The sequence below is a fragment of the Stenotrophomonas sp. TWI273 genome, assembly GCF_039674765.1.
Classification (GTDB): Bacteria; Pseudomonadota; Gammaproteobacteria; order Xanthomonadales; family Xanthomonadaceae; genus Stenotrophomonas.
This window is the reverse complement of the sequence record NZ_JBDJOA010000004.1, coordinates 316536-343493: the sequence shown is the minus strand read 5'-3', so window position 1 is coordinate 343493 and position 26958 is coordinate 316536. Positions and strand designations below refer to the sequence as shown.

General features: G+C 67.3%; 25 protein-coding genes. 7 read left to right on the top strand and 18 right to left on the bottom strand.

Translation table 11 applies throughout. The features are described 5' to 3' along the window. Positions 1-21 precede the first annotated feature (21 nt). Positions 22-1410 (top strand): serine hydrolase, encoded by a 1389-nt coding sequence (locus ABE571_RS08040; RefSeq protein ID WP_346493518.1) that lies wholly within the window; start codon positions 22-24, stop codon positions 1408-1410. A 29-nt stretch (positions 1411-1439) separates the two neighbouring features. Here the strand turns inward: ABE571_RS08040 and ABE571_RS08035 are convergent, their stop codons facing one another. Next, on the bottom strand, positions 1440-1874 hold the full coding sequence (locus tag ABE571_RS08035) for a hypothetical protein (RefSeq protein WP_346493517.1): 435 nt from the start codon (positions 1872-1874) through the stop codon (positions 1440-1442). 127 nt (positions 1875-2001) lie between these two features. Then, entirely contained in the window at positions 2002-2469 is a 468-nt protein-coding gene (locus tag ABE571_RS08030; RefSeq protein WP_346493516.1) for a GNAT family N-acetyltransferase, read from the bottom strand. Positions 2470-2474: 5 nt separating this feature from the next. Here ABE571_RS08030 and ABE571_RS08025 point away from each other — a divergent pair, with 5 nt between their 5' ends. Together ABE571_RS08025 and ABE571_RS08020 are read left to right on the top strand one after the other, a co-directional pair. Then, positions 2475-3347 (top strand): AraC family transcriptional regulator, encoded by an 873-nt coding sequence (locus tag ABE571_RS08025; protein WP_346462527.1) that lies wholly within the window; start codon positions 2475-2477, stop codon positions 3345-3347. 79 nt (positions 3348-3426) lie between these two features. Next, complete coding sequence (locus ABE571_RS08020) at positions 3427-4065, top strand: LysE family translocator (RefSeq protein WP_313211426.1); 639 nt, start codon at positions 3427-3429, stop codon at positions 4063-4065. Positions 4066-4126: 61 nt separating this feature from the next. Here the strand turns inward: ABE571_RS08020 and ABE571_RS08015 are convergent, their stop codons facing one another. Further along, positions 4127-6850 (bottom strand): TonB-dependent receptor, encoded by a 2724-nt coding sequence (locus tag ABE571_RS08015; protein WP_346493515.1) that lies wholly within the window; start codon positions 6848-6850, stop codon positions 4127-4129. A gap of 164 nt (positions 6851-7014) precedes the next feature. Here ABE571_RS08015 and ABE571_RS08010 point away from each other — a divergent pair, with 164 nt between their 5' ends. Continuing rightward, a complete protein-coding gene (locus tag ABE571_RS08010; RefSeq protein ID WP_346493514.1) occupies positions 7015-7731 on the top strand; it encodes an MgtC/SapB family protein in 717 nt (238 codons plus the stop codon). Positions 7732-7806: 75 nt separating this feature from the next. Here the strand turns inward: ABE571_RS08010 and ABE571_RS08005 are convergent, their stop codons facing one another. The 4 genes from ABE571_RS08005 to ABE571_RS07990 form a co-directional block, all read right to left on the bottom strand. Next, the gene (locus ABE571_RS08005) at positions 7807-8574 is read right to left on the bottom strand and encodes a SapC family protein (RefSeq protein ID WP_313211429.1); all 768 of its coding nucleotides are present in this window, start codon (positions 8572-8574) and stop codon (positions 7807-7809) included. A gap of 299 nt (positions 8575-8873) precedes the next feature. Then, a complete protein-coding gene (locus tag ABE571_RS08000) occupies positions 8874-9662 on the bottom strand; it encodes a CDP-diacylglycerol diphosphatase (RefSeq protein WP_346493513.1) in 789 nt (262 codons plus the stop codon). Positions 9663-9748: 86 nt separating this feature from the next. Further along, positions 9749-10378, bottom strand: a complete 630-nt coding sequence (locus tag ABE571_RS07995) for a decarboxylase (RefSeq protein WP_346462534.1) — start codon at positions 10376-10378, stop codon at positions 9749-9751. 100 nt (positions 10379-10478) lie between these two features. Next, a complete protein-coding gene (locus tag ABE571_RS07990) occupies positions 10479-10973 on the bottom strand; it encodes a DUF1543 domain-containing protein (RefSeq protein ID WP_313211433.1) in 495 nt (164 codons plus the stop codon). Between the two features lie 170 nt (positions 10974-11143). Between ABE571_RS07990 and ABE571_RS07985 the strand changes: the two genes are divergently transcribed. Further along, positions 11144-11449, top strand: coding sequence for a hypothetical protein (locus tag ABE571_RS07985; RefSeq protein ID WP_313211434.1), 306 nt, complete (start codon positions 11144-11146; stop codon positions 11447-11449). Between the two features lie 79 nt (positions 11450-11528). On the opposite strand, the gene dld is transcribed toward ABE571_RS07985, so the two are convergent. The 7 genes from dld to ABE571_RS07950 form a co-directional block, all read right to left on the bottom strand. Then, positions 11529-13250, bottom strand: coding sequence for a D-lactate dehydrogenase (gene dld, locus ABE571_RS07980; protein WP_346493512.1), 1722 nt, complete (start codon positions 13248-13250; stop codon positions 11529-11531). After that, positions 13247-14407 carry an FMN-dependent L-lactate dehydrogenase LldD gene (gene lldD, locus ABE571_RS07975; RefSeq protein WP_313218585.1) on the bottom strand — a complete coding sequence of 387 codons (1161 nt, stop codon included), beginning with the start codon at positions 14405-14407 and terminating at the stop codon, positions 13247-13249. The genes dld and lldD overlap by 4 nt, the downstream gene beginning before the upstream one ends. Positions 14408-14410: 3 nt before the next feature. Then, the gene (gene lldR / locus ABE571_RS07970; protein ID WP_313211437.1) at positions 14411-15175 is read right to left on the bottom strand and encodes a transcriptional regulator LldR; all 765 of its coding nucleotides are present in this window, start codon (positions 15173-15175) and stop codon (positions 14411-14413) included. A 67-nt stretch (positions 15176-15242) separates the two neighbouring features. Then, positions 15243-16901, bottom strand: coding sequence for an L-lactate permease (gene lldP, locus ABE571_RS07965; protein WP_313211438.1), 1659 nt, complete (start codon positions 16899-16901; stop codon positions 15243-15245). Positions 16902-17086: 185 nt separating this feature from the next. Further along, positions 17087-17521 carry a VOC family protein gene (locus tag ABE571_RS07960; RefSeq protein ID WP_313211439.1) on the bottom strand — a complete coding sequence of 145 codons (435 nt, stop codon included), beginning with the start codon at positions 17519-17521 and terminating at the stop codon, positions 17087-17089. Beyond that, positions 17518-17976 carry an MgtC/SapB family protein gene (locus ABE571_RS07955; protein ID WP_313211440.1) on the bottom strand — a complete coding sequence of 153 codons (459 nt, stop codon included), beginning with the start codon at positions 17974-17976 and terminating at the stop codon, positions 17518-17520. Before ABE571_RS07955 ends, ABE571_RS07960 begins: the two co-directional genes overlap by 4 nt. A gap of 99 nt (positions 17977-18075) precedes the next feature. After that, the gene (locus tag ABE571_RS07950) at positions 18076-18834 is read right to left on the bottom strand and encodes an SDR family NAD(P)-dependent oxidoreductase (RefSeq protein ID WP_346493511.1); all 759 of its coding nucleotides are present in this window, start codon (positions 18832-18834) and stop codon (positions 18076-18078) included. Between the two features lie 208 nt (positions 18835-19042). Between ABE571_RS07950 and ABE571_RS07945 the strand changes: the two genes are divergently transcribed. Further along, positions 19043-20137 carry an alkene reductase gene (locus tag ABE571_RS07945; RefSeq protein ID WP_346493510.1) on the top strand — a complete coding sequence of 365 codons (1095 nt, stop codon included), beginning with the start codon at positions 19043-19045 and terminating at the stop codon, positions 20135-20137. A gap of 11 nt (positions 20138-20148) precedes the next feature. On the opposite strand, the gene ABE571_RS07940 is transcribed toward ABE571_RS07945, so the two are convergent. The 4 genes from ABE571_RS07940 to ABE571_RS07925 all read right to left on the bottom strand — a co-directional run bounded on the left by ABE571_RS07940 (position 20149) and on the right by ABE571_RS07925 (position 25884). Continuing rightward, entirely contained in the window at positions 20149-22020 is a 1872-nt protein-coding gene (locus ABE571_RS07940; protein WP_346493509.1) for a hypothetical protein, read from the bottom strand. Between the two features lie 122 nt (positions 22021-22142). Then, positions 22143-24038 carry a CocE/NonD family hydrolase gene (locus ABE571_RS07935; protein WP_346462548.1) on the bottom strand — a complete coding sequence of 632 codons (1896 nt, stop codon included), beginning with the start codon at positions 24036-24038 and terminating at the stop codon, positions 22143-22145. A gap of 98 nt (positions 24039-24136) precedes the next feature. Continuing rightward, on the bottom strand, positions 24137-24532 hold the full coding sequence (locus ABE571_RS07930; protein WP_313212394.1) for a hypothetical protein: 396 nt from the start codon (positions 24530-24532) through the stop codon (positions 24137-24139). Continuing rightward, on the bottom strand, positions 24529-25884 hold the full coding sequence (locus tag ABE571_RS07925) for an MFS transporter (protein WP_346493508.1): 1356 nt from the start codon (positions 25882-25884) through the stop codon (positions 24529-24531). Before ABE571_RS07925 ends, ABE571_RS07930 begins: the two co-directional genes overlap by 4 nt. Positions 25885-25990: 106 nt before the next feature. Here ABE571_RS07925 and ABE571_RS07920 point away from each other — a divergent pair, with 106 nt between their 5' ends. Next, entirely contained in the window at positions 25991-26887 is an 897-nt protein-coding gene (locus tag ABE571_RS07920; protein ID WP_313218599.1) for a LysR family transcriptional regulator, read from the top strand. Positions 26888-26958 lie beyond the last annotated feature (71 nt).

Here is a 26958-nt window from a genome sequence, read left to right as displayed (position 1 = left end):
CGCATCAGCAAGGAGTGCACCATGCCCGTTCCACGCCCCCGTAGCGCCCTGTCCCGCGCGCGCGCCGCCCTGGTGTCCTCCCGCACACGGCTGGCCGCGGCCCTGGTTGCCGCGCTCGCCCTGCCGGTCGCCGCCCCTGCCGCCCCGCCCTCGCCTCCATCGCCTACATTGCCGCCACTGTCGGCCGAAGCATCCGATCCCAGGCTGCTGGGCTGGATGCAGGGCGCGCCGCCGCCGGAAGACAAGCGCATCCGTTACACGGATGACGACTATTTCAGCTTCCCCAAGCTGCGCTGGACGGCCTGCCATTTCCGCCAGTTGATGCCCACCGTGGGCGTCAGCCGGGGACCGGGTGCCGCGCATGACCTGCCGCGTCGGCTGGATGCCGCGATCGACGCGCTGTCGTTCACGCCCACCGGCACCAACAGTCAGATGACCTGGGCACAGTCGCTGTCGGCCAACTACACCGACGGCATCGTGGTGCTGCACGACGGGGTGGTGGTCTACGAACGTTACAGCGGCTGCCTGGACGAGCACGGCCAGCACGGTGCGATGTCCGTCAGCAAGTCGATGACCGGTCTGCTCGGCGAGATGCTGGTCGCCGAGGGGGTGATCGATGAAACCCAGCGCGTCAGCGCGATTGTTCCCGAGCTGAAGGACAGTGCGTTCGGCGATGCCACGGTCAAGCAGGTACTGGAGATGACCACGGCACTGCGCTACAGCGAAGACTACGCCGACCCCAACGCCGAGGTCTGGGCGTTCTCCGCGGCGGGCAGCACTCTGCCCCCGCCTGCCGGCTACACCGGGCCGCGCAGCTATTACGATTACCTGCAGACAGTACAGAAGCAGGGCCGCCACGGCGAGGCTTTTGGCTACAAAACGATCAATACGGACGCGCTGGGCTGGATCATCGCCCGGCGTACGGGGCAGTCGGTTGCACAGTTGCTGCAATCGCGGATCTGGCAACGGCTTGGTGCCGAGCAGGATGCCTATTACACCGTTGACTCCAGCGGCACGCCGTTTGCGGGTGGCGGCTTCAATGCCGGCCTGCGGGATCTGGTCCGCGTCGGCCAGCTGCTGCTCGACGACGGCACGGTCAACGGCCAGCCCATCGTGCCCGCCGCCGCGATCGCCCGGATCCGCGCGGGTGGCAACAAGCAGGCCTTCGCCAAGGCCGGCTATCCCCAGCTGCCGGGCTGGAGCTATCGCGGCATGTGGTGGATATCGCACAACGACCATGGCGCCTACATGGCGCGCGGCGTGCACGGCCAGGCGCTGTACATCGATCCCACCGCACGCGTGGTGATCGCGCGGTTCGGCTCGCACCCGGTGGCCGGCAACAGCGCCAATGACCCGACCACCCTGCCGGCGTTCGATGCCGTGGCGCGCTATCTGATGGACCGCCACTGACGGCAGTGAGTGCCGACGATGCCTGCATCTCACCGGCAGGCATCGTGCACCAGGTCATCCATCCGCCGGCTCAGTGCCAGGCTCGGGCGGTCACCCGCCTTCGCGTAGGTTGTCTCGCGCTGGCGGCGCGCGGCATCGCACCGGACCGGATCGGCATGCACCGAGATCACTGCGCCCCGGAAGGCGGCTGCCGGCTGCACGTTGCGGCGCGGCGACCGGCGCGGGCGCGCCGGTGCAGTCTCTGCGCGCCGTTTGGCCTTGAGCTCCTGGCGAAGCGATTCGATGTACAACGTATTGGCGCGCGTCTCCGCAGGCGGCGGCATGTCACGGATGCGCTCGGTCCGGCCGGTGCACGGCGTGGACTGGTACTGACGGCTGCCATGCACGACACAGGTGTGCACCTGCTGCGGAAAAACCTCGCTCACTGCAGCGCTCATCATGATGGCCAACATCCATACAGACACGGCTCAGCTCCCTCCACGAGGCTGCAGCATGTCCATAGCCCCTTATCCCCGGCCGTGACCTGCCGCACGCTGGACGCGCGACGCGCATGATCCCGACACGACGTCAGTACTACGCCCTACCCCGATCCTACGGCGTGGCGCCCACATGCAGCTCAAGCAGCTCATCGCCCAGCGCATCGATCTCACCGGTGGGCCGCCAGCCGAGGTAACGATAGAAGCCGTGCGAGCGCACCGCCGGATCCGCTGCACACCCCAGGATCAGCCGCGTATGGCCTGCCTCGACCAGATCGGCGATGGCCAGATCCAGCAAGTGCCGACCGATGCCCCGCCCTTCATGGGCCGGCAGCAACGCCAGGACCACGATCTCCCCGCCTTCGCGATCGCCAAAGCAATACCCGACCATCCGCCCGTGTTCGAGTGCGATATGGCCCGGCAATGCATCGTCACGGATACCGGCCGCCCAGCTGTCTTCGGTGATGCCCAGTTCGGCCAGCTGTGCGGCGGAGAAGGCGTTCTCGCGGGTGCGTCCGCGCAGATCGATGCAGGCAGCGGCATCGTCGGGCAGCGCACGGCGGTAGTGAAGGTGATTTATCATGGCGCATGGATTGCAGTGAGTTTCAGGCGGCAAGCATACGCGAGCGCCCCGCTTCCGGCCGCATTGCCTCGGAGAACGACTTCTGGCGGGACCCCCAGCTGCCGTGGGTTGAGTCACGTCGCGCGTGCAACAGCCGGGCCTGTTACCGCCCGCACAGTCATCCCACCTGGTCGATCGGCGCCGTGGACGCGGGTGAGAGCATGTTCAGCGGCGCGCCTGGCGGACAGCACCGCCTTCAACCCGGCACCTTGGTCATCGTGCCGGCGCACCGTGTACACGCCTGCAATCCAGCGCCCAACACCGCCTGGAGCTACCAGATGCTGCATCTGGATGCAGCATGGGTGGCGGCAGTCACGGAAGACAGGCACCCCATCGACAAAGACGCCCCAGCGGCGCCGCTGATCCGGATCGACCGCAGCCCGGTGCGCTACCGGCTGTTCTGCGACATGAATGCCCTGCTGTTCTCCAGTGTCGATCCCGGTGAAAAGGAAGCAGCTGTCGTCGCTTTCATCGACGATCTCGACGTCCTTGCCGGGGCGCCGGTTCCCGCCCCGCACGCAAGTGCAGCGCAACACCGGCGACTGCAGCCAGCATTCGCCCTGCTGGACGCCGCGCCGATGTCGAGCGTGTCGCTGGCCGATCTGGCCACATGCACGGGGATGGACCGCTACGCGATGATCCGGGCGTTTCGCAATGCCACTGGACTGACGCCACATGCCTGGCAGCTCAATCGGCGGATCAATCTCGCCCGCGAGCGCCTTGGTCGAGGGCAACCGCTGGCCGAGGTCGCACACGCGCTCGGCTTTGCAGACCAGAGCCATTTCCAGCGCCTGTTCAAAGCTCACGCCGGTATTACGCCAGGCCGTTATCGCCGCTGAGTACTGCGCAATATCGTGCAATACATCGCCGCGCAACATCGGCACAGTCAGGCGCCCCATTGAAGCCTGCCCGCCCCCCATGGAACAGTTTCTGCTCGTTGCTGCCGTGCACTTTCTGGCGCTGCTGTCGCCCGGGCCGGACTTCTTTCTGATCACCCGCACCGCAATCCATCAGGGCTGGCGTGTTGCAAGCGGCGCATGCATCGGGGTTGCATTGGCCAACGGTGCCTATATTGCGCTGGCGTTCTCCGGCGTCGCGGGGCTGCAATCCGGCAGCGCGCTCTTTCGGGTGATCCAGATAGCGGGCTGCGCCTTCCTGCTGTACATCGGCCTGCTGTTCCTGCGCCATGCCGGGACCGCCTCACTGCGTCTGCCTGGCGAGCAACCGGCGGAGCTGTCCCGCCCGGCTCAGCGTTCCGCGTGGATTCGAGCCCTCGGACTGGGCGCCGTCTCCGCCCTGCTCAACCCCAAGAACGCCCTGTTCTACGCCAGCCTGGCGGCCATGTTGAGTGGGCCGGACAATACCGCCGGAACACGGCTGTTCTACGCGGTGTGGATGTTCGCGGTGGTGCTCGGCTGGGACCTGTTGATGGCCGGTATGGTTGGGCGCGCGGCAGCGATGGACCGATTCAACGCAGCGCTGCCGTGGATCGAGCGCCTGTCTGGCGTGCTGCTGATCATCCTGGCACTGGCGGTATTGGGCGCGATGGTGATCTGAGCAGCTTCGGCGCCTGTGACCCAAACGCAGCGGGCCCGGCATTGCCGGGCCCGCGAGCGGATTACAGGAAGCGGTAGTCGAACTCCAGCCACAGCTGGCGACCGTAGGGGTCGTAGTTGCCGACCGGGTAGAACGGCCAGCCACCGCCGTTCTTGTCCGCCGGTGGGCGGCTGTCGCGCAGGTTGTTGACGATCAGGCCGAGCGTGGCGTTGTCATTGAGCTTGCGGTACAGACTGGCGTTGTAGGTCATGTACGGGGCGATGCGGCCACTGCCATCGGTCTTGGGCAACGAGCCGTAGCGCATGCCATACAGGGTGGCGGTCCAGTCATTGATCGCCCAGGTGACGCTGCCGTTGACCTTGCTGCGCCACTGGTAGGAATCCAGCGAATTGCGCTGATCCTGCACGTCATCGCCAGCGAACTGGCGGTAGCTGTGATCGATCACCAGCGAGTACGCCACGCGGGCCGAGAAGCGACCATAACGGCCTGCATCCCAGCGCAGATTCGACTTCAGGTCGATGCCGCGCACGGTTTCGGAGGCGGCGTTGATCGGGTTGATCAGCACGCGCACGACCTGGTTCGGCTGCACTGCGGCATCGGCCGGGTTGCGGATCACCCGGCGCAGTGCATCCTGGCACTGTGCCGAGCCGATATCGCGTGCGTCACCGCCCACGGTCTGGCCGAGGCGGCAGTCCGCTTCGTCCTTCAGGATGCGGGTCGCATCGAGATTGGTGACCTCATCGTCGATGCGGATGTCGTAGTAGTCCGCCGTGAAGTCCAGGTTGGCCGAGGGCGACCACACGAAGCCCAGGCCATACGATTTGGCGGTTTCCGGCTGCAGCTGCGGGTTGGCGCCGCTGGTGTAGTCGATCGCCAGCCCGCTGAAGTCACAGTCGTCATACGCCTGGCCGGCACTGCGGCAGCGCCAGTAGTCGGTCATGCCGGGGTTGTAGCCACGCGTTTCGGTCGCGAACACGTAGTTCATGTCCGGCGCGCGGAAGCTGGTCGCCGCACTGGCACGCAGCAGCAGCGTATCGAACGGACGGAACTCCAAGCCGGTGCTCCAGGTCGCCTTGCCCAGGTGGTCACCGGCCGCGCGGTACTGGTCGTAGCGTCCCGCCACGGTGGCGGTCAGGCGCTCCAGCAACGGCAGCTGCAGTTCCACGCCGGCTGCGTAGCGATCACGTTCGCCACCGGCGGGGATGCCTGCGTTGAGATTCCAGAACACGCCCTGCGCCAGTGCCGGGTCCGGGCGGTTGCTGTAGCCCTGGCTGCCCGCTTCGACGACGGCTGCCAGCGCGGCGCGGCCACCGGGCAGATCGAACAGCTGGCCGTTGACGCTGACGCTGGCTGTCTGCAGCCACGCGGCGTTGCGGCTCTCGTAGCGGCCCGACAGGCCTTCATACTCGCCCGGGGTCAGCGGCTGATACAGGCGTGATGGATCCGGTGCATACACCTCCACGCCATTACGGGTGCCCAGCTGCGGGCCGAGCATGTACGTATTGATGTCGATCAGCAGGCCCGGGCGCTGCGTCTTGTTCTCATAGCGCGAGCGGCTGTAGGCCGCTTCGTAATCCCAGTCCGAGCCGCCGATACTGCCACGCGCGCCCACGTTGAATGACCAGGACTGCTCCAGGAACCGGTTGGCATTGCGCTGCACGCCGCCGATCTCTTCCGGTGCGAAACGCCGGTACCAGCTTTCCAGCTGACCGCTGTTCTGGTTGTAGAAGTAATTGCGCGAGGAGGTCCAGCTCGGTGCACGGGTGTTGTTGTAGATACGCGCGGTGCCGATGGCCGCATCGGCGAACAGTTCCTGGCGATCGTTCAAGCGCCACGTCACCGCGCTGTAAGCATCGATGTTGCGCTTCTCGGTCTGCACGGTCCAGAACGTCGGCGCGGCCTCATTGCTGCCGCAGTATCCGCCCTGGCGCGGATTCTGCGCGCGGAACACGCTGCCGCCATACAGCGTGCTGGCGGCATCGCAGCCGTCGGTACCGGGATCGATGTAGTTGTTGGTGGAGGCGTTGCGGCGATACGCCACCGCCGTCGCCAGCGGTGCCACGCCACGTGGATCATCGGTCAGCGAATCCATGAAATCGCGCTGCGAGCCGTAGATCGCCTTGCGGTTGGCGATCTCCAGCCCGAAGATCGCGTCCCAGTTCTCACCCGAGCCGCCGCCAACCGCCTGCAGGCGCTGGTTGTCGCCCCCGCCCTGTTCGGTGGTGCCGGCGCGCACATTGATGCCGACGCCGTCGTAGGTCTTCTTGAGGATGATGTTGACCACACCGGCGATCGCATCCGACCCATAGACCGCCGACGCGCCCCCCGCCAGCACTTCGATCCGGTCGATCAGCGCACTCGGGATGTTGGCCAGGTTGACCACATTGACCGAGCCTTCGTAGGCCAGCGGGTAATCCGACTGGCGGCGACCGTTGACCAGCACCAGCGTGCGGTTGGGGCCGAGGCCACGCAGGTTGATGGTGTTGGCAGCCGGCGTGAAGGTGTTGCCGAAATCCTCACCCTGCACGTTGCCGGTGTTCTCGGTCAGCGCGCTGAGCGCTTCGAAGGCGCTGCGGTAGCCCTGCGCCTCGATCTGCTCCTGGGTGATCACGGTGACCGGCGAGGGCCCTTCCACGCTGGCGCGGGGGATGCGCGAGCCGGTGACCGTGACCGCATCGAGCTGGGTCGGCGCATCGGCCGCGTGGACCACGGAACCTGCGCCGAGCAGGGGCAACAACGACATAACCAAGACCCGCCGACGCAGCGGGCGATACAGCACAGACATGCAGATTTCCGGTAAAAGAGCTACGTCCCGGCGCGGACAAGCCCGTGCCAGAGCGTAGTGAGGGAGGGGCCGTGATTCTGCTGAACAGGCGGAAAAGGAGGAAATGACCGCCCGGGATATGCTTATCGGGATTTTGCCTAAGCCCTGCCCTGCAAGGATTCCGCATGCGCTTCATCCAGACCTTCGAGCTGTATCCCTTCCTGGACACCGTGGTCAGCCTGGTCGCCGCGTTCGTGCTCGGCACCTTGATCGGCGCGGAACGGCAGTACCGCCAGCGCACCGCCGGACTGCGCACCAATGTGCTGGTCGCGGTCGGCGCAGCGGCCTTCGTGGATCTGGGCATGCGCATCGCCGGCAACGCTGAAGCCGTGCGGGTGATCTCCTACGTGGTGTCCGGGGTCGGTTTCCTCGGCGCCGGCGTGATCATGAAGGAAGGCATGAACGTGCGTGGCCTGAACACCGCCGCGACGCTGTGGTGCTCGGCGGCGGTCGGTGCGTGCACCGGTGCGGACATGCTGGCCGAAGGCGCGCTGCTGACCGTGCTGATCATCGCTGGCAACACGCTGTTGCGCCCGTTGGTCAACGCGATCAACCGCATCCCGATCAATGAGGCCGCCTCCGAAGCGACCTACGAGGTGCGCCTGAGCGTGGACCCTGCGGCCACGCCCCTGGCACGCGAACGCCTGGTGGACGCACTGGAGGCCGCGCAGTACCCGGTCAGCGACGTGCAGGTGATCGAACACGCAGACGGCCCGGTGGAGCTGGTCGCGATCCTGGTCAGCACCGCCGTCAGTGCCGATGAGCTCGATGCCGTGGTCGCGCGGCTGCAGCGTCAGCCCGGCGTGGTGCATGCCAACTGGGAAGTCAGCACCCGCGATTGATCCGCGCCCTGCCCGGCACAACGAAAAACGGCGGCCCTGCGGCCGCCGTTTCCGTGATCGCCCACGCGCCTTGAATCAGGCGTCGGCAGGCAGCGCGCTCTGACGGCTCACCAGCGCGCTGAAACGGGCCAGCGAGCTCAGGTGGTGATGCACCAGCGCCAGCCAGCCGCTGCGGTGCCAGGCCACGACGGTGGCGTCCGGCAACGCGGCGAACTTCTCCACGTCCACGACCTGGAAGCCGTTGATCGACATCTGCCGGCCATCGGCCAGGGTGACGTCGATGTTGCGGTCGATCAGCAGTTCGTTCTCGATCAGCGCGGCGGTGAAGCGACGGGTCTGGTCATGCTCGCGCGTGTAATCGCCGCAGAAGCGCATCGCGTTGTCGACAATCTCGGTCGCCTTGCCATCCTGGAACAGCGGCACGCCGTCCTCGCTCTGGCCCTGGTTGACCTGCTTGGCGGCCGAGTCGAGCGCGAGCACGTATTCGTCCTGCTCACCCGCCTGCATGAACACGAACGGGTAGCGGCGCACGTACGCCGGCACGTAGCTCTGCTCGTCCCATACACCATCGGCAACAAACAGGTTGCGCTGGGCCAGGCCGACGGCCACCAGCGGCATCGCGTCCTTCCCGGTGAAAATGATCGGGTAATGCTGGGCCAGCGAGCCGAACTCGCCGATCACGGCGGGGATCGCATTGGTGTCGGCAGCAAAATGCGCGGTGTCGGGCACCAGGCGCCAGGCGGCATGCAGATCCGAGCGCAGCGGCACGGGCGTCTGGTAGAACAGCGGACCGGTGGCCTGGGACGGCGCAGCGGCGGGCGGAGTCGTGGTTTCAGCAGTCATGGATTAAGTCGGATACGTCGCGCCAGTCAGCCCGGGCGCGAAAGCGGGAACCGCATTGAACGGCCACTATAACGTGCCACGTCCGTGGTTTTTATTTCAATCACGCTGGATTCCCCGCGCCGCGCGAGTGTCCGGTGAGTCCACGTCAGTCCGGCACTGCCTGATCGGCGATACAGGCGCCGTCCCGGAAGCGAGATACACGCCGCTACGAGCGGGCCGGATCCGACACGGTGCGCAGGTCCGACGTGTTTACCCGGCCGTGCGCAAGCCAATGCTGCGCGCCCTGCCCCGGCAACGCCTCACAGCACACCGTCCAGCGGGCCGGCGGCACCGGTCAATACGGCGCAGGCGTGATCCTGCAGCTCCTCACCACTGGCTTTGTTGCCCGCTGCCAGGTCCAGCCGGGTGGCCAACAGCACGAATCCGGGCGCACCGGCGGGGTCCGTCTGCCCGACCACCACCAGCGACCAGTTGCCGATATCGGCGGGCTCGGCCAGATGAGCGGCCAGCAGACGGACCGGATTCGCGGTGAGCGCGGCACCCGGCAGCTGGCGGGCGAGATAGGCATGCCCGCGCAGCGGCTCCGGCAGTGGCTGCCAATCCGCGCCGATGGAGGGCTGCAGCCGGCGCAGCTGGGTCAGGACATCGGCCCGCAGGCAATCCACGTGGATGTGCAACTGGTGCTGGGAACGCCCATGCGGCGAGTTCAAGGCCAGGCTGGCCACGTCGCGCGGCAGTGACCGGCCCAGCGCCTGCTCGGTGTGGCTGCGGGCGGCCCAGGCCGCGGCGAAGTAGTTCGGCGCTCCGGCCCGCAGCAGCGCGGGGCTTTCGATCCCCGAGACCCGGTCCAGCGGCAACACCAGGAACTGGTAGTGGCCGTGCGAATCCTTGAGCAGCACATCGCGGCGCTGCGCCTCGACGGCCACCGCCAGGCAGCTGCCACGGGGGGCGGCTGCGTCGGCGCAGTCGCGCTGGATGATGCCCCACAGGGCGTCCGGATTGGCGGGCGGCTTGGCCGGCGGCCGGGCCGGCGTGGCGCAGGCTGCCAACAACAGCAGCGCGCAGGACAGGAAGAATCGGGCGATCACGGACAGGCTCGGACAAGGATGCGGGCCCGGCCGGCAGTGCCGGTGGGCGGGCGCGATTGTACCGTGCCGGTTCTGTCGCTTCTGTGTCAGTAGGTGCTGTACGGCACCTCGACCACCACCGGCGCGGCCGGTGCCGGCGGCAGCAGGGTGTAGCGGTCCAGCGCGCCATTGTCATCGGCGAAGCGCTGCGACTGCACCTGCAGGCGGTACGTGGTGGTACCGAACTTGATGCTGCCACCACTGGCATCCAGCGCGGCCCCGGCCGGCAGCAGCAGGCCGCCGAGGTCGCTGTAGCCGCCGCCTTCCTGCGAGAAGACATGGTCGACCAGCTCGCCCTCGCGCGCCATCGCGAACACATGCGGGTCGCCGTGCCGGCGGTTGTAGTCCTCGTTGCCGAGCAGATCGGCGATCCATACCCCGGGCAGCCGGTAGCGGGTTTCCAGCGCGATCGCATCGAGACGGTCGCTGTCCACCACCAGGCAGCACACTGCCTGCTTGTTCTCGCGGTCCAGGATCGCGAACCGCTCGCCCTTGGCAACCTCGCCCGGCAGGATCGCAAACGGCTGGTTCCTCAGCACCGGCTCGGCGCCACTGGCCGAATGCAGGTTGCGCCAGCCACCGAACACGGGTGCGTCCGGCTCGGCCGCCACGGCGTTGCCGGCCATCATCATTCCCAGCGTCACGATCACTGCTGCGGTGATCTTCCTGCTCTGCATGCGCTACTTCCGTTGGTTGACCTGTCGCGGCGACATCGCCGGACCTCACAAGACCGCGACACTATGCGCCAGCGGGACGGCCGCGGGCAATCGGGGCCGTTCAACCGATCACGATGTAGTCACTGACCAGCGCGATGCCCTGGTGCTCCCCGCGCTCAAGCTGCACATACCGGCCGCCGACCTGGTCGATGGCGATACAGTCATCGACCTCCAGCAGGGCATCGGTATGCGGCTTGAACCAGCTGGCATCGCGCAGCACCTTGGCCTTGTGCTTGGCCTCTTCGACACTGGTGGCGACCAGCAGCCGGTAGTCATGGGCCTCGCCCAGCGCGCCGGCGGCATACCCGCCGAGATTGAGGAAGTAGAGCCGCGGCGCGCCCGCGGCCGGGGCCACCTCGCCGAAGCGCACCCGGTACGCCTCCACCCCATCCACTGCGAGCCAGCCATCGACATGCAGCCCTTTGCGTTCGCCGAACCACTCCTGGCGCAACTGCGGGTAAGCCTCTTCGATGACATCGACATTGGCGAAGGCCACATCGTGGACCTCGATCCTGGCCCGGGCATGGCGCCCGCCAAGCATGAACACGTGCAGCACCTGCGACTCCCGGCATGGCCGATCTGAGGGGCCGCCAGTGTAGCGCCGGCGGCCGTTGCGCCCTGCCCCATCAGCCGCGCAGGCTGCGTCCAACGGTCGCGGGGTCCCCACCACGCGGCGATGCACACGGCGGTGGTATGGTCGGCGCCTGACCCCGCAGGAGCGACCCGATGTCATCCCTTTCCCGTTATCCCCTCGCCGCGATCATGCTCGCCGGCACCCTCTCGCTGGCCGCCTGCGTCAGCACGCCGGGCCCGGAGATCAAGGGGCCGGGCCTGTGCAAGGCCGATGCCCTGGGCTGGGCCATCGGCCAGCCGGCCGACCAGGCGAACATGCGCAAGCTGCTGCTGCAGAGCGGCGCCGGCCTGATCAACCCGATCGGCCCGGCCACGATCACGTCGCGCGACCTGCGCAAGGATCGCCTGCGCGTGTTCATCGACAAGGACAACGTGATCACCGCCGTCCGTTGCGAATGATGCCCCGCGGGTAGCGCCACCCCATGGGTGGCTGCCGTCAAACCCGCGATACGCCGGCACAGCCACCCATGGGGTGGCTCTACCCGTGGGTGGTGCAGTCGCAGCTGCCCCATCCGCGCGTCTTCGCGGTCTGGCCGATGCCCGGATTGAACGTATTGCTCGGATCCAGCTGCTGATAGAACGCCGCCAGCGGCGGCTTGGCCGGATATAGATGGCCGACGTTGTGTTCGGCTGGATACTCGGCACCGCGTGCATCCAGCAGCGTCCACATCGCGTGCTCGATGGCTAGCGGATCCTCGCCCTTGCGCACGATGTAGTCCTGATGGAACACATGGCACAGGAAGTGCCCGTAATACAGTTTGCCAGCCAGGCGTGCGTCGAGTTCCGCCGGCAGGTGTTCCACCCACTGGCGGTCGTCGCGTCGCAGTGCCACGTCCAGGGCCACGATGTCTGCGACCTCGCCGCGGTGCACTTCGCGATAACGCACGGCCGCGCCGGCCACGGCGAAGCGATGCAGGAACGCCTTGCGCCCCTCCTCGGCCGTGCACTGGAAGAAGTCGCCCTCGCCATCAGCGAAGTGAGTGCGCAGGAAGGTTCCGGTTGCGGCGGCATCCTCCGCCGAGACCTTGAGCAGCAGATGGTGCTCGTAACGGTCACGGAACTGGCCCATGCGCGTGGGCAGATGGCGTGGCAGGCAGCGCATCGCCCACTGGATCACCCGGTCGGTGACCCCGCGCAGGCCCAGGCTTTCGAACCAGCCATCGACGCGGCTTTTCAGCGCGAACGCGGCCGGCACCCGGGCCGTACCGAAGCGATCGATGAGCAGGAAGGTGTCCTTGCCATAGCGCTCGCCGATGTCATACGCCTCGCGGTGCAGGTACTCGCCGGAGATCGGCAGGCGTTCGAACGCGGTCAGCAGATGGCGGCGGATCGCGGTCAGATCCTCCATCGCGTTGCTGCCGATGTAGAACACCTCAGCCGGCTCGCGCGCGAAGGTATCCAGCCGCACCGCGAACACCGCCAGCTTGCCGGCCGAGCCGGAGGCCTCGTAGTGGCGGGAAGGATCGGCGTTGTAGCGGGCCGGCGTGGCCGCATCGACCTGGCGCACCTGCTCGGCATACCGCGGGTCGGAGGCGGCGCGGTCGTTGCCGTTGTCCACGTCGGCCGGCACGTAGTCGCCGCGCTGCAGCCGCTCCAGGATCTGCTCGGGGGTGTCGCCCAGCGCGATGCCGAGATGATTGACCAGCTGCAGCTGGCCGTGCGCATCGACCTGGGCGAACAACGCCATCTCGGTATAAGCCGGGCCGCGCCGCACCAGCGAGCCGCCGGAGTTGTTGCAGACCCCGCCCAGCACCGAGGCACCGATGCACGACGAGCCGATCACCGAGTGCGGTTCGCGGCCCAGCGGCGTCAGTTCCTTCTCCAGCCGGTCCAACGTCGCCCCGGGCAGGCAGACCACCTGGCGGCCCGCGTTGATCAGCTGCACGCCGGTCAGGCGCAGCGTGTTGAGGATGACCACCGGACGGTCATAGTCGGCACCATCCGGCGTGGAACCGCCGGTGAGGCCGGTGTTGGCCGCCTGCATGATCACGATCGCGTTGGCCGCCACGATGGCCTGCAGGGCGCGCCACTGTTCCAGCAGCGTGCCCGGGCGGACCACCGCCAGCACGGGGCCATCGCCGAAACGGTAGCCCTTGCGGAAGCGCCGGGTCGGCTTGTCGCCGCACAGCACGTGTGCATCGCCGACGATCGCGCGCAGCTGCGCCAGCAGCGCTGCCGTGCCCTGGGATGCGGCGTTCATGGGGCGGCCGCGAGGCGACGCGTGGCGTCCACCAGCGAATCGGCACTGATATCGGCGATGGTCCTGGCGCCGGTGAGCGTCATCGCCACGCGCATTTCCTTGGCCATCAGGTCCAACAGGTTGGCCACGCCGGCCTCGCCCTGCGCCGCGAGCGCGTACACGAACGCCCGGCCAAGCAGCACGCTGTCTGCGCCGAGGGCAATCATGCGGACCACGTCCAGACCGTTGCGGATGCCGGAGTCAGCCAGGATCTTCAGCTCTCCCTTGACCGCATCGGCGATCGCTGGCAGCGCCCGCGCGGTGGACAGCACCCCGTCCAGCTGGCGACCGCCGTGGTTGGAGACCACGATGCCGTCGGCGCCGAACCGCACCGCATCGCGCGCATCGTCCGGATCGAGGATGCCCTTGATCACCATCGGGCCGGTCCAGAACTCGCGGATCCATTCCAGGTCCTTCCACGAAATGGACGGATCGAAGTTGTTGCCCAGCCAGCCGATGTAATCGGCCAAGCCGGTCGGGCTGCCACGGTAGGTGGAGATGTTGCCCAGGTCATGCGGGCGGCCGAACAGGCCGACGTCCCACGCCCAGCGCGGGTGGGTCATCGCCTGCAGCATGCGCCGCGCCGGCGCGTTCGGGCCACTCATGCCCGAATGCGCATCGCGGTAACGTGCGCCCGGCGTCGGCATGTCCACGGTGAACACCAGCGTGGTCACGCCGGCCGCCTTGGCCCGCTCCAGCGCATTGCGCATGAAGCCGCGGTCCTTGAGCACATACAGCTGGAACCACATCGGCCGGTCGATCGCTGGCGCCACTTCCTCGATCGGGCAGACCGAGACGGTGGACAGCGTGAACGGAATCCCCCGGCTCGCCGCCGCCCGCGCCGCCTGCACTTCACCGCGGCGCGCGTACATGCCGGTCAGCCCGACCGGCGCCAACGCCACCGGCATCGCCAGGCGTTCGCCGAACAGCGTCGTTTCCAGGCTCAGATCGGACATGTTGCGCAGGATGCGCTGGCGCAGCGCGATGTCCGACAGATCCGCGACATTGCGTTTCAGGGTGTGCTCGGCATACGCGCCGCCATCGATGTAGTGGAACAGGAACGGCGGCAGGCGGCGTTGCGCCGCTGCGCGGTAATCGGTGGAGGCGGAGATGATCATGGGTCAACCGTGGGAAGAAGGAAGCCGCGACGCGCGGGCGCGCCGGGCTTCGTTGTCGTCGAGCGTGCGCAGGGACGTGTGCACGAATTCCAGGTGCGCGTGCGCGGCGGCACGCGCGCGTTCGGGGTCGCCGGAGAGCACCCCCTCCATCATCTCGCGGTGCTGGACCGACAGCGGCTCAAAGGTGCGGGCCGAGGTATAGAGCTTCTCGCGGCTCTGCGAGATGTTGGTCTGCAGCAGTTCGAACAGGCCGCGCATGACCTGCAGCAGCACCAGGTTGTGCGAGGCCTCGGCGATGGCCAGGTGGAAGGCTGCATCGGCCCGTGCCTCACCGGCGGGGTCGTCCTTGCCGTGCGCGGCCATCATGGTGTCGAAGGCCTGGCGGATCTTCGCGCGGTCCTCGTCGGTGGCGCGCAAGGCCGCATGCCAGGCGGTCGCCCCTTCCAGTGCATGGCGGATCTCCAGCACATCGAAGCGGTATTCCGGGTCACCCTGGAACAGCGGCAGGTACGGCATCAACGGCTCATCGATGGTCTGGCGGGCGCGGGCCGCCGGCTCGCTCACGTAGGTACCGCCGCCGACCCGTGCACTCAGCAGGCCCTGGCTGGCCAGCTGCGCGATCGCTTCGCGCAGCGCGGTGCGCGAGACCCCCAGCTGCACCGCCAGTGGCCGCTCGGCCGGCAACCGGTCGCCCGGCTGCAGGTTCTGCTCACGGATCAGGCCACGCAGCTGCGCGGCCACCTTGTCGGACAGGCGTTCGTTCTTCATGCCGCCATTGTCGCCCGCGTGGCGGGCGATGGGGTCGATGCCAGTAGCCGGACTGCCGCGCATGGGCTCAGGGAATCATCCAGGTCAGCCAGTAGGCCTGCACCGTGGTGAGGATGCCGACCATCACGGTGAAGATCAGGCTGTGCTTGACCGTGAAGCGGAACAGGTCCGATTCCCTGCCGGCCAGGCCGACCGCCGCGCAGGCAATCGCGATCGACTGCGGCGAGATCATCTTGCCGGTGACCCCGCCGGTGGTGTTGGCCGCGACCAGCAGCACTTCGGACACGCCGATCTGCTGGGCCGTGGTCGCCTGCAGCGCCGAGAACAGCGCATTGGACGAGGTGTCCGACCCGGTCAGGAACACGCCCAGCCAGCCCAGGAACGGCGAGAAGAAGGTGAACGCCTTGCCGGTGTGCGCCAGGGCCAGTGCCAGCGTCGCCGACAGCCCGGAGTAGTTGGCGATGAAGGCGAACGCCAGCACCATGCCGATGGAGTAGATCGGGACCTTGAGTTCATTGGCGGTTTCAGCGAAGGTGCGCAGCGCCGCGGCCGGGCGCATCTTCAGCAGCACGATCGCGATGACCGCGCCCAGCATGATCGCCGTGCCGGTCGCCGAAACCGCATCGAACCTGTAGATCGCCTCGTACCCGGTCGGCACCGGCACGATCGGCGGCATCTTCTGTACCAGCTGATCCAGCGACGGCACCGGAATCTTCAGCACCCAGTGCTCCAGCGCGCCACCGGCGGCGAACAGCGCTTTGAATGGCGGGATGCTCCAGATCGTGACCATGGCGGTCAGGATCAGGAACGGCGACCACGCCTTGACGATCTGGCCGGTGGAATGCCGCGGCGCTTCCAGGGCCTGGGCCGCGGCTTCGGCGCTGGTTTGGGTATCGAAGCGGAAGATCCGCACCGGCTTCCACCTGCGCAGGAACAGGGTCAGGCACACCAGCGAGGTCAGCGAGGCGGTGATGTCCGGCAGCTCGGGGCCGATGAAGTTGGAGGTCAGGTACTGGGCGATTGCGAACGAACCGCCGGCCACCAGCACCGCCGGCCAGGTTTCCTTGACACCGCGCCAGCCATCCATGATCGCCATGATCCAGAACAGCACGATGAGGGTCAGGAACGGCAGCTGGCGCCCGGCCATCTGGCCGATCTCGAAGGCGTCCAGTCCGGTCACCTGCCCGGCCACGATGATCGGAATGCCCATCGCGCCGAACGCCACCGGCGCGGTGTTGACGATCAGGCACAGGCCGGCCGCATACAGCGGCTTGAAGCCCAACCCGACCAGCAGCGCGGCGGTGATCGCCACCGGCGCACCGAAGCCGGCCGCCCCTTCCAGGAACGCGCCGAACGCGAAGCCGACCATCAGCATCTGCAGGCGCTGGTCTTCGGTAACCGAGAGGATCGAGGCGCGGATGATGTCGAACTGGCCGGTCTTGACCGAGACCTTGTACAGGAACACCGCGCCCAGAATGATCCAGGCAATCGGCCACAGGCCATAGACGAAGCCATACCCGGCCGCCGCGAATGCCTGCGACAGCGGCATCCGGTAGAACAGCAGGGCGACCGCCAACGCGATCGCCACGGTGATCGTGCCGGCCAGCCACCCCTTCATGCGCAGTACGGCCAGCGCGACGAAGAAGAAGGCGATCGGCAGCAGCGCGATCAGGCTCGACAGCCAGAGGTTGCCAGCGGGGTCATACAGTTGTTGCCAGGCCTGCATCGGCGGATCTCATCAAGACGGACAGGGGTCCGCGCGGTCAGCACCGCGCGAACCAAGAACGCTCAACGACGACAATTGGTATTACCAACATGCATGTCAGTCGTTGAAACTGCCCGCATTGAAACGCCAAACGCAAGGCGAGCCTATTAGACCATAGGTCTAGGCCCGCCTATTGGTAGTACCACTTAGCAGCCGCAGTCGTTCGAGCGGCCTTTGAGCTCGACCGAGTTGCCATCCGGATCGCGCAGGCGCAGCGACAGACCGTCACCCTCCGCGCCGTAGTTGCGCTCGGCCGGTCCACTCAGGACCACGTTCAGCCCCTGCAGATGCGCGCGCACCTGTTCGGCGTCGAACGGCTCCACGCGCAGGCAGACATGCTCGACATTGCGCCCTTCCCGCCCAGGTGCTGCGCCACCTTCGCGCCCCAGCGGGCCGTCGACACTGATCAGATCGATCAGCGATTCGCCGGCATGCAGATGCACCATGCCCAACGAGGGCCGCTCGCGGGCGACCGTGCAGCCCAGGACGTCGCAGTAAAAGCGCACCGCGCGTGGGAGATCCTGCACGCGCAGCACCACATGGTCGATGCGCTGGATCTCGAAGGGACGTTCACTGCTCATGACGACTCCAGTTTTTTAGCGATACGGCTGAACACCACCAGCACGATCAGGCACAACACACTCACCCCGATAGCGATCACGTACTCACCGATGCCGACCGCGATACCGATCGCCGCGGCCATGATCAGTGAGCTGGCGGTGGTCAGGCCGCTGACCTGATCGTCGCGCGAACCGCGCAGGATCGTACCGGCGGCGACAAAGCCGACGCAGGCCACCACGGCTTCGATGAGACGGACCGGATCGACCTGCAGCAGGTCGCGGTAGCGCTCTTCCTGGAAGTGCTCGGCAATGCTGTCACCCAGCCCGACAATGAGGGCGGCAGCACCGGCGATCAGCATGTGCGTGCGCAGCCCGGCCGCATGCTTGCCCATCTCCCGCTCGATCCCAAGCGTGGCGCCGAGCAGCATTGCCACGGCGATCCGCAGCAGGATTGATAGATCTTGTTCCAGTCCCATCTGCACCTCTCATCCGGCAATGGACGGAGCGTCGCAGACAAGGGCGTCTGAGGACCGTGAAGCCAACGGCAGGCCCCGGTGAGCCTGCCGTCGCGGGGCTTACTGCGCCAGGTACCCGCCATCGATGGCGTAGTACGTGCCGGTCGCAAAGCTGGCGTCCGCACTGGCCAGCCAGGCCACCAGCGCAGCGACTTCCTCCGGCGTGCCGAGCCGGCCGAGCGCGTGCTTGCTCTCCAGCGCCTGCTTCACCTTCGGGTCCATCTTGTCGAGCAACGGCGTGGCGATGAACCCGGGGCCCACGGCGTTGATGCGGATCTTGTCTGCGGCGTGTTCCCACGCGGCCGTCTGGGTCAGCCCGACCACACCGTGCTTGGCAGCCGCGTAGGCGGAGGAGTTGCCGAACCCCACCTGGCCCAGAATCGAGGCCATGTTGATGATGCTGCCGCCGTTGCCCGCGCTGCGCATCGCCTGGATCTGCGCCCGCTGGCACAGGAACACGCTGTTGAGATTGACGTCGATGACGTTCTTCCAGCCGTCCACCGGGTAGTCGCCGCTGGTCGCCGACGGCCCGCCGATACCCGCGTTGTTCACTGCGATATCCAACCCGCCGAGTTCCTCGACGGTCTGCTTCACGGCCGCTTCAACGGCGCTCTCGTCGGTGACGTTCAAGGCGATGCCGATCGACTTCACGCCTTTCCTGCGCAGCGCCTCGGCAGTCTTCTCGACGGCATCGGCCTTGAGATCCCAGACCGCCACCGCCGCGCCGGAATCGGCCAGCAGTTCGGCCACGGCCAGGCCGATGCCGGAGACGCCGCCGGTGACAATGGCGACCTTTCCCTTGAGTTGATAATCAATCATCGCGTTGTTCCTCGGGTTGGAATAAGGCTGCGGGCAGTGCCTGCCCATGCGTCGACCATACGCCGCGAAAACGTTACAGAACGTGCACAGCGTGCTCCGCAACAATCCTTCCCATCGCTGCAACGCACCTGCGCCTATGCTCGGGGTCGTACGCCTGCCTCCCTTCTTTCAGCGGCCGATGGCGGTCGCCCTCCCCCAAGGTAAACCCATGACAGACTCCAATGACGGCCAGTTGTTCTCCCCCACCCGTCTGGGGGCCATCGACGTCGCCAACCGCGTCGCGATGGCACCGCTGACACGCAACCGCGCGATCCACGACCGCATCCCCAATCCGCTCGCCATCCAGTACTACGAGCAGCGCGCCAGCGCCGGCCTGATCATCGCCGAGGCCACCCAGATCAGCCCGATGGGCCAGGGCTATCTCGACACGCCCGGCATCTACAGCCAGGCCCAGATCGACGCCTGGAAGAAGGTCACCGATGCGGTGCATGCACGCGGCGGCAAGATCGTGCTGCAGCTGTGGCACGTCGGCCGCATCTCGCATATCAGCCTGCTGCCCGAGGGCGAGGTCCCGGTGGCACCGAGTGCCCTGCGTGCCAACACCAAAACGTTCACGGCCAAGGGCTTTGAAGCGGTCTCCGAACCACGTGCCCTGCGCCTGGACGAGATTCCCGGCCTGATCCAGGACTTCCGCCAGGCCGCGCGCAACGCGATCACCGCCGGTTTCGACGGCGTGGAAGTGCATGCCGCCAACGGCTACCTGATCGATCAGTTCCTGCGCGATGGCAGTAACCAGCGCACCGACGACTACGGTGGCAGCATCGAGAACCGCACCCGTCTGCTGGAGGAAGTGGTCGGCGCGATCGTCTCGGAAATCGGCGCCGACCGCACCGGTGTGCGCCTGTCGCCGGTGACACCGGCCAACGACGCTGCCGATTCCAACCCGCAACCGCTGTTCGAACGCGCCGTCGAACGCCTGGATGCCATCGGCCCGCTGGCCTTCATCCATGTGATCGAAGGGGCGACCGGTGGCCCGCGTGACAACATCGCCTTCGACTATGCCGCCCTGCGCGCCAAGTTCAAGGGGGCCTGGATCGCCAACAACGGCTATGACCAGGCACGCGCGGAAGCGGCCGTGGCGTCGGGCTATGCCGACATGATCGCGTTCGGCCGCCCCTTCATCGCCAACCCGGATCTGGTCGAGCGCTTCCGTCTCGGCGTAGCGCTGTCCGACCTGGACCAGGACACGCTGTACGGCGGCGGTGCGCACGGCTATACCGACTACCCCAGCGTTTCAGGCTGATCCGCGCGCGGTCACCGGTCGCGCATCGCATCGGTCACATCGCCGCCGGCAAGCACCGGCAGCAGCGCCCGGGGCAGCGTGCAGGGGCGCGTGGGCACACTGTCCACGCGCCACCCGCGCCCGAGCAGGATGCCCTTCCCCTTCGAGGGCGGGCCATTGCCGGGTGCCGGACAGCTGATGTCACTGAGCAGCACCTGTCCGTCGCGATCCAGCCATTGCTGGACGAAGTACTCACCCTCGGCAAAGCGCATGGTGCCGAGATTCAACAGCGTCAGCGGCTGACTCTCCACGTCCCCTTGCCAGGTGGACTGCAGTTCCACGCCGCTGAACAGCAGGCGTCGTCGCAGCAGCACCTGATGGTTGGCATCCAGCAGGACCAGTTCCTCATCGCCCCCGTCCAGATAGCGGCGCGTCCAGGTGCGGTCCGCGCCCCAGGGCAGGATATCGAAGCTCTCCGGCGGCGCCGGTTCGCTGCCATCGGCCAGCATCATGCCCAGCTTTCCGTCCCGGCGGAATACCACCCGGCTACCGTCCATGCGCACCACATCGTCGACGGGACGACCCACGATACGGCCACGCTCGAGGTTGTACAGGTGCTTGACGCCGGCGGCCTGCTCCCGGAGCAACAGCAACGGCGGGGTGACGTGGTTTTCGTCGATGGCCATGTCGGCAGGCACCGTGTAGGCCGTGCGTCCATCCCACCACAGGCGCGGTGAGGATTCGCTGCCAAACCTGCCGAGCAATCCAGTGCCGACGGCGTCGAACCGGGTCACGTCTGAAGGCGCGAACACGACCTCGCCATGGCAGTCCAGCACCGCTGCGGTCTCGGTCTGGGTGGGATGGCGCACGCGCCACGGCGGTGCCTGCCGCTGTTCGGCATCGGGTTCGTCGAGCACCGCTGCCAGCGCGGCCGGGGCGGCGGTGGGCGGGTGGGCGCCCTCCTTGTCCAGCACCTGCCAGCGGCCACCGCAGTAGTCCAGGCGGACGGTGCCACGCTGCGCGGCAAAGTGTCCGTCGGCCATCAGCCAGCCGGGCTCAGGCGTGTCGTCGGCGCTGCCGGTAGCGTGCCGATAGACCTGCTCGGGCCAGTCGCGCCGGCCTGCGGTACCGCCGTACTGTCGGTAGCGGGGATACAGGCCATCCTGCCGATAGCGGGCGATGTCCGTCGTCCTGCCCTGTGCATCCACCCGCCGCCACAGCTCGCCCTGACGCAGCCACCAGCCACCGTCGCTAACCGGCAACAGCGCGTCGATGTCATCGGAAAACACCGTCGTGCCGTTTTCATCCCGCACCTCGCAGTGCTCAGGCACCTGGACACTGCACGCAACATACACGTGGCGGCCGGCGAAGGGCCCGGCCACCCACTGGACCTGTCGCTCGTCCAGTTCCATGACCGGGCGCCCCTGCAGGTCATGGAAGCGCAGCGGACCACTGCGCGCGTTCCACAGCACGCGATCGGGTACCGCCAACGGCAGCCATTCGCCATCCTTCAGTGCCGGCAGGCGCACCTGCCCCAGCGCATCCACCACACCCCGGCCACCGACCGCCTCACCATCCGTCTGGATGAACGCCTCCCACACAGGATCACCGGGTGGGGCCTGCCGCAGCACGAACCGTTCGTGATACTCGGTGTAGCCGCGGTCCTCGCGCAGCAGGCGTCCTGCATCGTCGTACCACTGCTGCGGCGTAGTGGGGCCCTGCGCGCGCATCCAGCGGTCGGCGGACAGCCGATGCATGCGCGCACCATTGGGGGGCACCAGCAGACGGCCATCGACGGACACCAGCGCCTCGGCGCCGAAACTGTTGCCCAGCACGGTGAACGACTGCGCGGGCGCGCCGCCTGCCAGCGACATCAGCGCGCCGACCACGAACATCCTTTTCATCGGTCACATCAGGGAAAGCGGAGCTGCACGCTACCGCCTGTCCACGGACGATGCAATGCAACCGGAGCGGCCCCGCATGCGGCGTGCCAGCGCAGCCGCGTGGGAAAGCAGGCTGTGTCCGCTCAGTACACCGGCAATGAAATGAAACTGGCCTGCTGCGGTGCGTGCCAGATCTGCTGCGTCGCCTTCTGGTAATCGCCCGGCTTGGCCAGGTAGATATTCGGCACGAACGTCTGCGGATTGCGGTCATACAGCGGGAACAGGCTCGACTGCACCTGCACCATCACCCGATGGCCCGGCTGGAACACATGGTTCGCCGTTGGCAGACCGAATCTATAGTCCAGCACCTGGTTGCCCGCGATCGCCTTCGGGTCGCTGAAGCTCTCGCGGTACCGGCCACGGAAGATCGCCATCGAGACCGACAGCTCGTACCCGCCCATCTCGGGCGTCGACGGCGTCTGGTCGGGATACACATCGATCAGCTTCACCACCCAGTCGCTGTCGCTGCCACTCGTCGCCGCCTGCAGATTGACCTGCGGCGCACCACCGATCCGCAGCGGCTCGGTCAAGGGCTCACTGACGAAGGTCAGCACGTCCGGCCGGCCGTCCACGAAGCGCTGATCCTTCACCAACCAGCTCGTCCACATATCGCGGTCAGCGAACCGCACCGGGCGCGGCACGAACGGCACCGGCTTGGCTGGATCGGACACATACGCCTCGAACGTCGCCTCTCCCGCCTGCGGTGCTTCGAAGGACAGCTTGCCGCCCGCGCGCAGATACAGCGGCCTGGATTGGGCCACGCTGCGCGGCCACTGCTGCAGCTTGTCCCACTGGTTTTCGCCGGTGTTGTAGATCAGTACCGGCGGCGTCTGCGCCTTGGGCGCGCCATCCACGAGGTACTGATCGAAGAACGGCTTGAGCACATCGCGGCGGAACTGCAGCGCGGTGTCGCCGTCGAACTTCAAGGCGCCCAGGCTGCTGCCGTCGTAGTTGACCTGGCTGTGCCGCCACGGCCCCATCACCAGATAGTTCAGTGTGTTGCCGGTGTCACGCGGCTCCATCGCCGCATAGCTGTGCACCGCGCCCCACATGTCTTCCTGGTCCCACAGCCCCTGCAGCCACATGGTGGGTACCTTCAACTCGGTCTTGGCCATGCGCGCGTCCAGCGCCTGCTCCTGCCAGAACGCGTCGTAGCTGGGGTGTTCGATCAGCTTGTGCCACCACGGCAACTGATCCAGGCCATTGGCCTTGGCGTAGTCCCCGGCCGAGCCGGCGCGCAGGAAGGTCGTGTAGTCGTCGTAGCCCACGCTGGGAATCGACGGCCCCTTGCCGCGCTTGGCCAGCTGACCGGTGAAATAGCCGAAATTGACCTGCCGGAACGCACCGTAGTTGAGCCAGTCATCGCCCATCCAGCCATCGATCATCGGGCTCTGCGGCGCGGCCACCTTCAATGCCGGGTGCGGGTTGGTCAGCGCCATCACCACGGTGAAACCCTCATAGGACGAGCCCAGCATGCCGACCTTGCCGTTGCTTTCGGGCACATGCTTGACCAGCCAATCGATGGTGTCCCATGCGTCGGTCGCGTGGTCCACCTTCGTGGTGTTGAGCGGCCCGCGCAGCGGCCGGGTCATCACATAATCGCCCTCGGAGCCGTACTTGCCGCGGATGTCCTGGAACACCCGGATGTAACCGCCATCAACGAACACCTCATCCCCCTGCGGCAGGATGTCGCGCATGTTCGGCGAATCCATGCGCTTGGCACGGTTGGCGGCATCGTACGGGGTACGGGTCAGCAGGATCGGCGCGTTCCTGGCGCCCTTGGGCACCACGATCACCGTGTAGAGTTTCGTTCCGTCACGCATCGGCACCATCACCACGCGCTTGTCGTAGTTGTCCTGCGCCGTGGGCGTCACGAAGCCCTTGGCGGGAATGTCCGGGGTCATCGGCGAGGTCTGCGCCGACACACTGGCCGCAACCATCAGACTCAACAACGCAACTGGCAATACACGCACACGCATGGGGCTCTCCCGGCAGTGATGGCAACTCCCGCAGCCTAGCGCCGCAGGCGCGGCCCCGGTAGATGCCGATCGGCCTGTTCCGTGGCCGTTTCGCGCATTCAGCTGCCAACCACCGTTTCGTGCAAAGCCTGCCAGCGCAGCGTGCCGTCCGGGCGGCTCACGAGGACAGCCAAGGCCTCACGTCGATGGCCGGTGCCATCCGCACCGATCTGATCCTCGCGATAGCGCACCGCGCAGGCGGCTGGCGCGAGCGGCAGGTACTGCAGTGCATCGACCGTGATCCGCAACCCGGGCCGGCTGCCATGGGCGGCGGCGAAGAAGCCGGCCAGCGCGGGCGTGTCCAGGCGGACGCCACGGATCCCGACCATGCTGAAGTCCTCGCTGAAGTGGGCCAGCAGTGTGTGCAACGCAGCCACCGGCGAGCGCCCGGTGAACCAGTCTTCGATCAGCACATGCAGGTCATGGATCTCGTTGAAGGCAAGCGTGTCATTCATGGGGAGGTTCTCAAGGCAAGGGAAGACGCCGGCAGGCGCCATAGCAGAAGCATCGGCAGCAGGCTCATGGCCGCCGCCAGCATCAGGGTGAGCGGGAACGCGTGCGCTGGCAGCACGGACGACAGCACTGCCAGCACACAGGCCAGCAGCGCGGCGGCCAGACAGAAACTGAGTTGACGGTTGAGATTCCACAGCGCACTGCCCGGCAGCAGCTCCGCGTCCGCCAGCCTCTGGAACGCGAGCGTCTGTGCGCTGCTGCTGCACAGGCTCCCGCCCAGGCCCATCAGTGCGAAGGCCAGCACCGGCAGCCACGGCTGGCTGGCCTGTATGCCGATCAACAGCGCGATGCCGACCGCCTGGCATCCCATGCCGGCCGTCAACAGCGGGCGCGCCCCGATGCGTGGCAGCCAGTGTCGTGTGGTGGCGATGGCGCAGGCCGAGGCGATCGCCCACGGCAGCATGAAGCCGCCGATGGCCGCGGCGCCGTAGCCCTGGCGATGCAGCAGCAGCGTGGCCACCAGCTGGGTGCCGATGAACGTACCGGGCACCAGCAGATAGACCAGCATCGCCAGCCGCAGCGAGGCATGCCGCAGCAGCGACCACTGCAGGACCGGATGATCCGTACGGCGTGCACTGCGGGCATACAACGCCAGCACCAGGGTGGCGACCACGAGCAGGCCCGCGCCCAGCATCCACTGCCCCGGCTCTGCCAGCAGGCTCAGCGCGACCAGCAACACGCTCAGGCCCAGTGAGCCGAGCAACAGCCCGCGACGGTCCAGCGCAGGTACGGCCACCGGCGCACGCTGGCGTACCCACGCGGCCGCCAGCGCGAAGGCCACCATGGCCAGCGGCACACTGACCAGCAGCACGCCGCGCCATGAGCCCCACTCCACCAGCACACCGCCCAGTGTGGGCGACAGCGCCGGCACCAGCAGCGCCACCGCCATGATGCGGGCGGTCAGGCGCGCGCGGTCGGCCGGTGGGCATTCGCGGTAGGCCATCGCCTGCCCGACCGGAATCAGCAGTCCGCCGCCCAGCCCCTGCAGCAGCCGCCAGCCGATCAACCCCTCGATGCTGGCCGCGGTGCCCGCCAGTACCGCGCCCACCGTGAACAACGCCAGCGAGACGCACAGCACCCGGCGTTCGCCAAGACGCGCCGCCAGCCAGCTGCCCAGCGGAATGACCAGGGTCAGACCAAGCATGTAGGCATTGCCGATCCACGCCAGCTGGGGCACGGACGCGTGCAGCTCGGTGGCGATGGCCGGATACGCGACGGTACCGATGAACATGTTCACCAGGTCCAGCGAGAATCCCAGCAGGTACAACGTTTCCACCCTGGCCCGGTATGTCATGCGGCGCTCCGATTGCGAGGCGGCAGCATGCGCGTTGGCGGCGGCTGGATATACAGGCAACCGGATGCAAGACTGTCAAACCTTTTTTGACAGTTAGAGCGCCGCCATGGTCAGCCTGGACCGCTTCGAGACCTTCAAGGCGATTGTCGACGCCGGCAGCCTGACCGCTGCCGCGCAGCGCCTCGGCCAGAGCCGCGCCGTGGTGAGCTTCAACCTCAAGCGACTGGAACAGGAACTGGGCGTGACGCTGCTGGTGCGCAATACGCGCAGTCTGGCGCTGACCGAGGCCGGCGAACGCTTTTACCAGCACTGCACTGCCCTGTTGACGACTGCCGAGCTGGCGATCGAGGAGGCACGCAGCGAACAGCTGCAGCTGCGTGGCACGCTGCGGCTGACCACCACGCCGGAGTATGCGATCGCCCGGGTCGTGCCGGTGCTGGAATCATTCCGCGCCCTGCATCCGGAGCTGCGCCTGCACCTGTCCACCTCACCGGCGCCGGCGGACCTGATTCCCGAGCGGTTCGATCTGGCGATCCGGTTGGGGCGCCTGCAGGACTCGCAGCTGCGCGCGACCCTGCTGGACGAACACGCGCTGTGCGCGGTCGCCGCGCCGTCGTTGTTGTCCACGCTGCCCGATGATGCCGCGCGCGATGACCCGGACTGGATCCGCACGCTGCCACGATTGGGGTATCCGCGCCTGGCGGATCTACCGCTGGTGGCGCCCGATGGCAGCGACCAGGTGTTTGCCTGCAACCCCGCCCATGCGGTGGTCACGGTCGACAACGCATCCACGCTGCGCGCCTTCGCGCTGGCCGGGGCCGGCGCGACCGTGTTGCCGCAGTGGTTGATCGATGACGATCTGGCGCAGGGCCGGCTGCTGCCGATCCTGCGCCGTCATCGCTTCCCGCGCCAGGGCGTATATGCGGTGTTTCCGAACACCGCCCAGCCCTCGCGCCGGGTCCGGCTGCTGCTGGCGCACCTGCGCGAGCACCTGCCGGGGTGAGCGGTGGCACGACCACCGGTCGTGCCCTACCCCGTAACGCGCGTTGCGTCCGATCCGCGGCCGGTACCGCC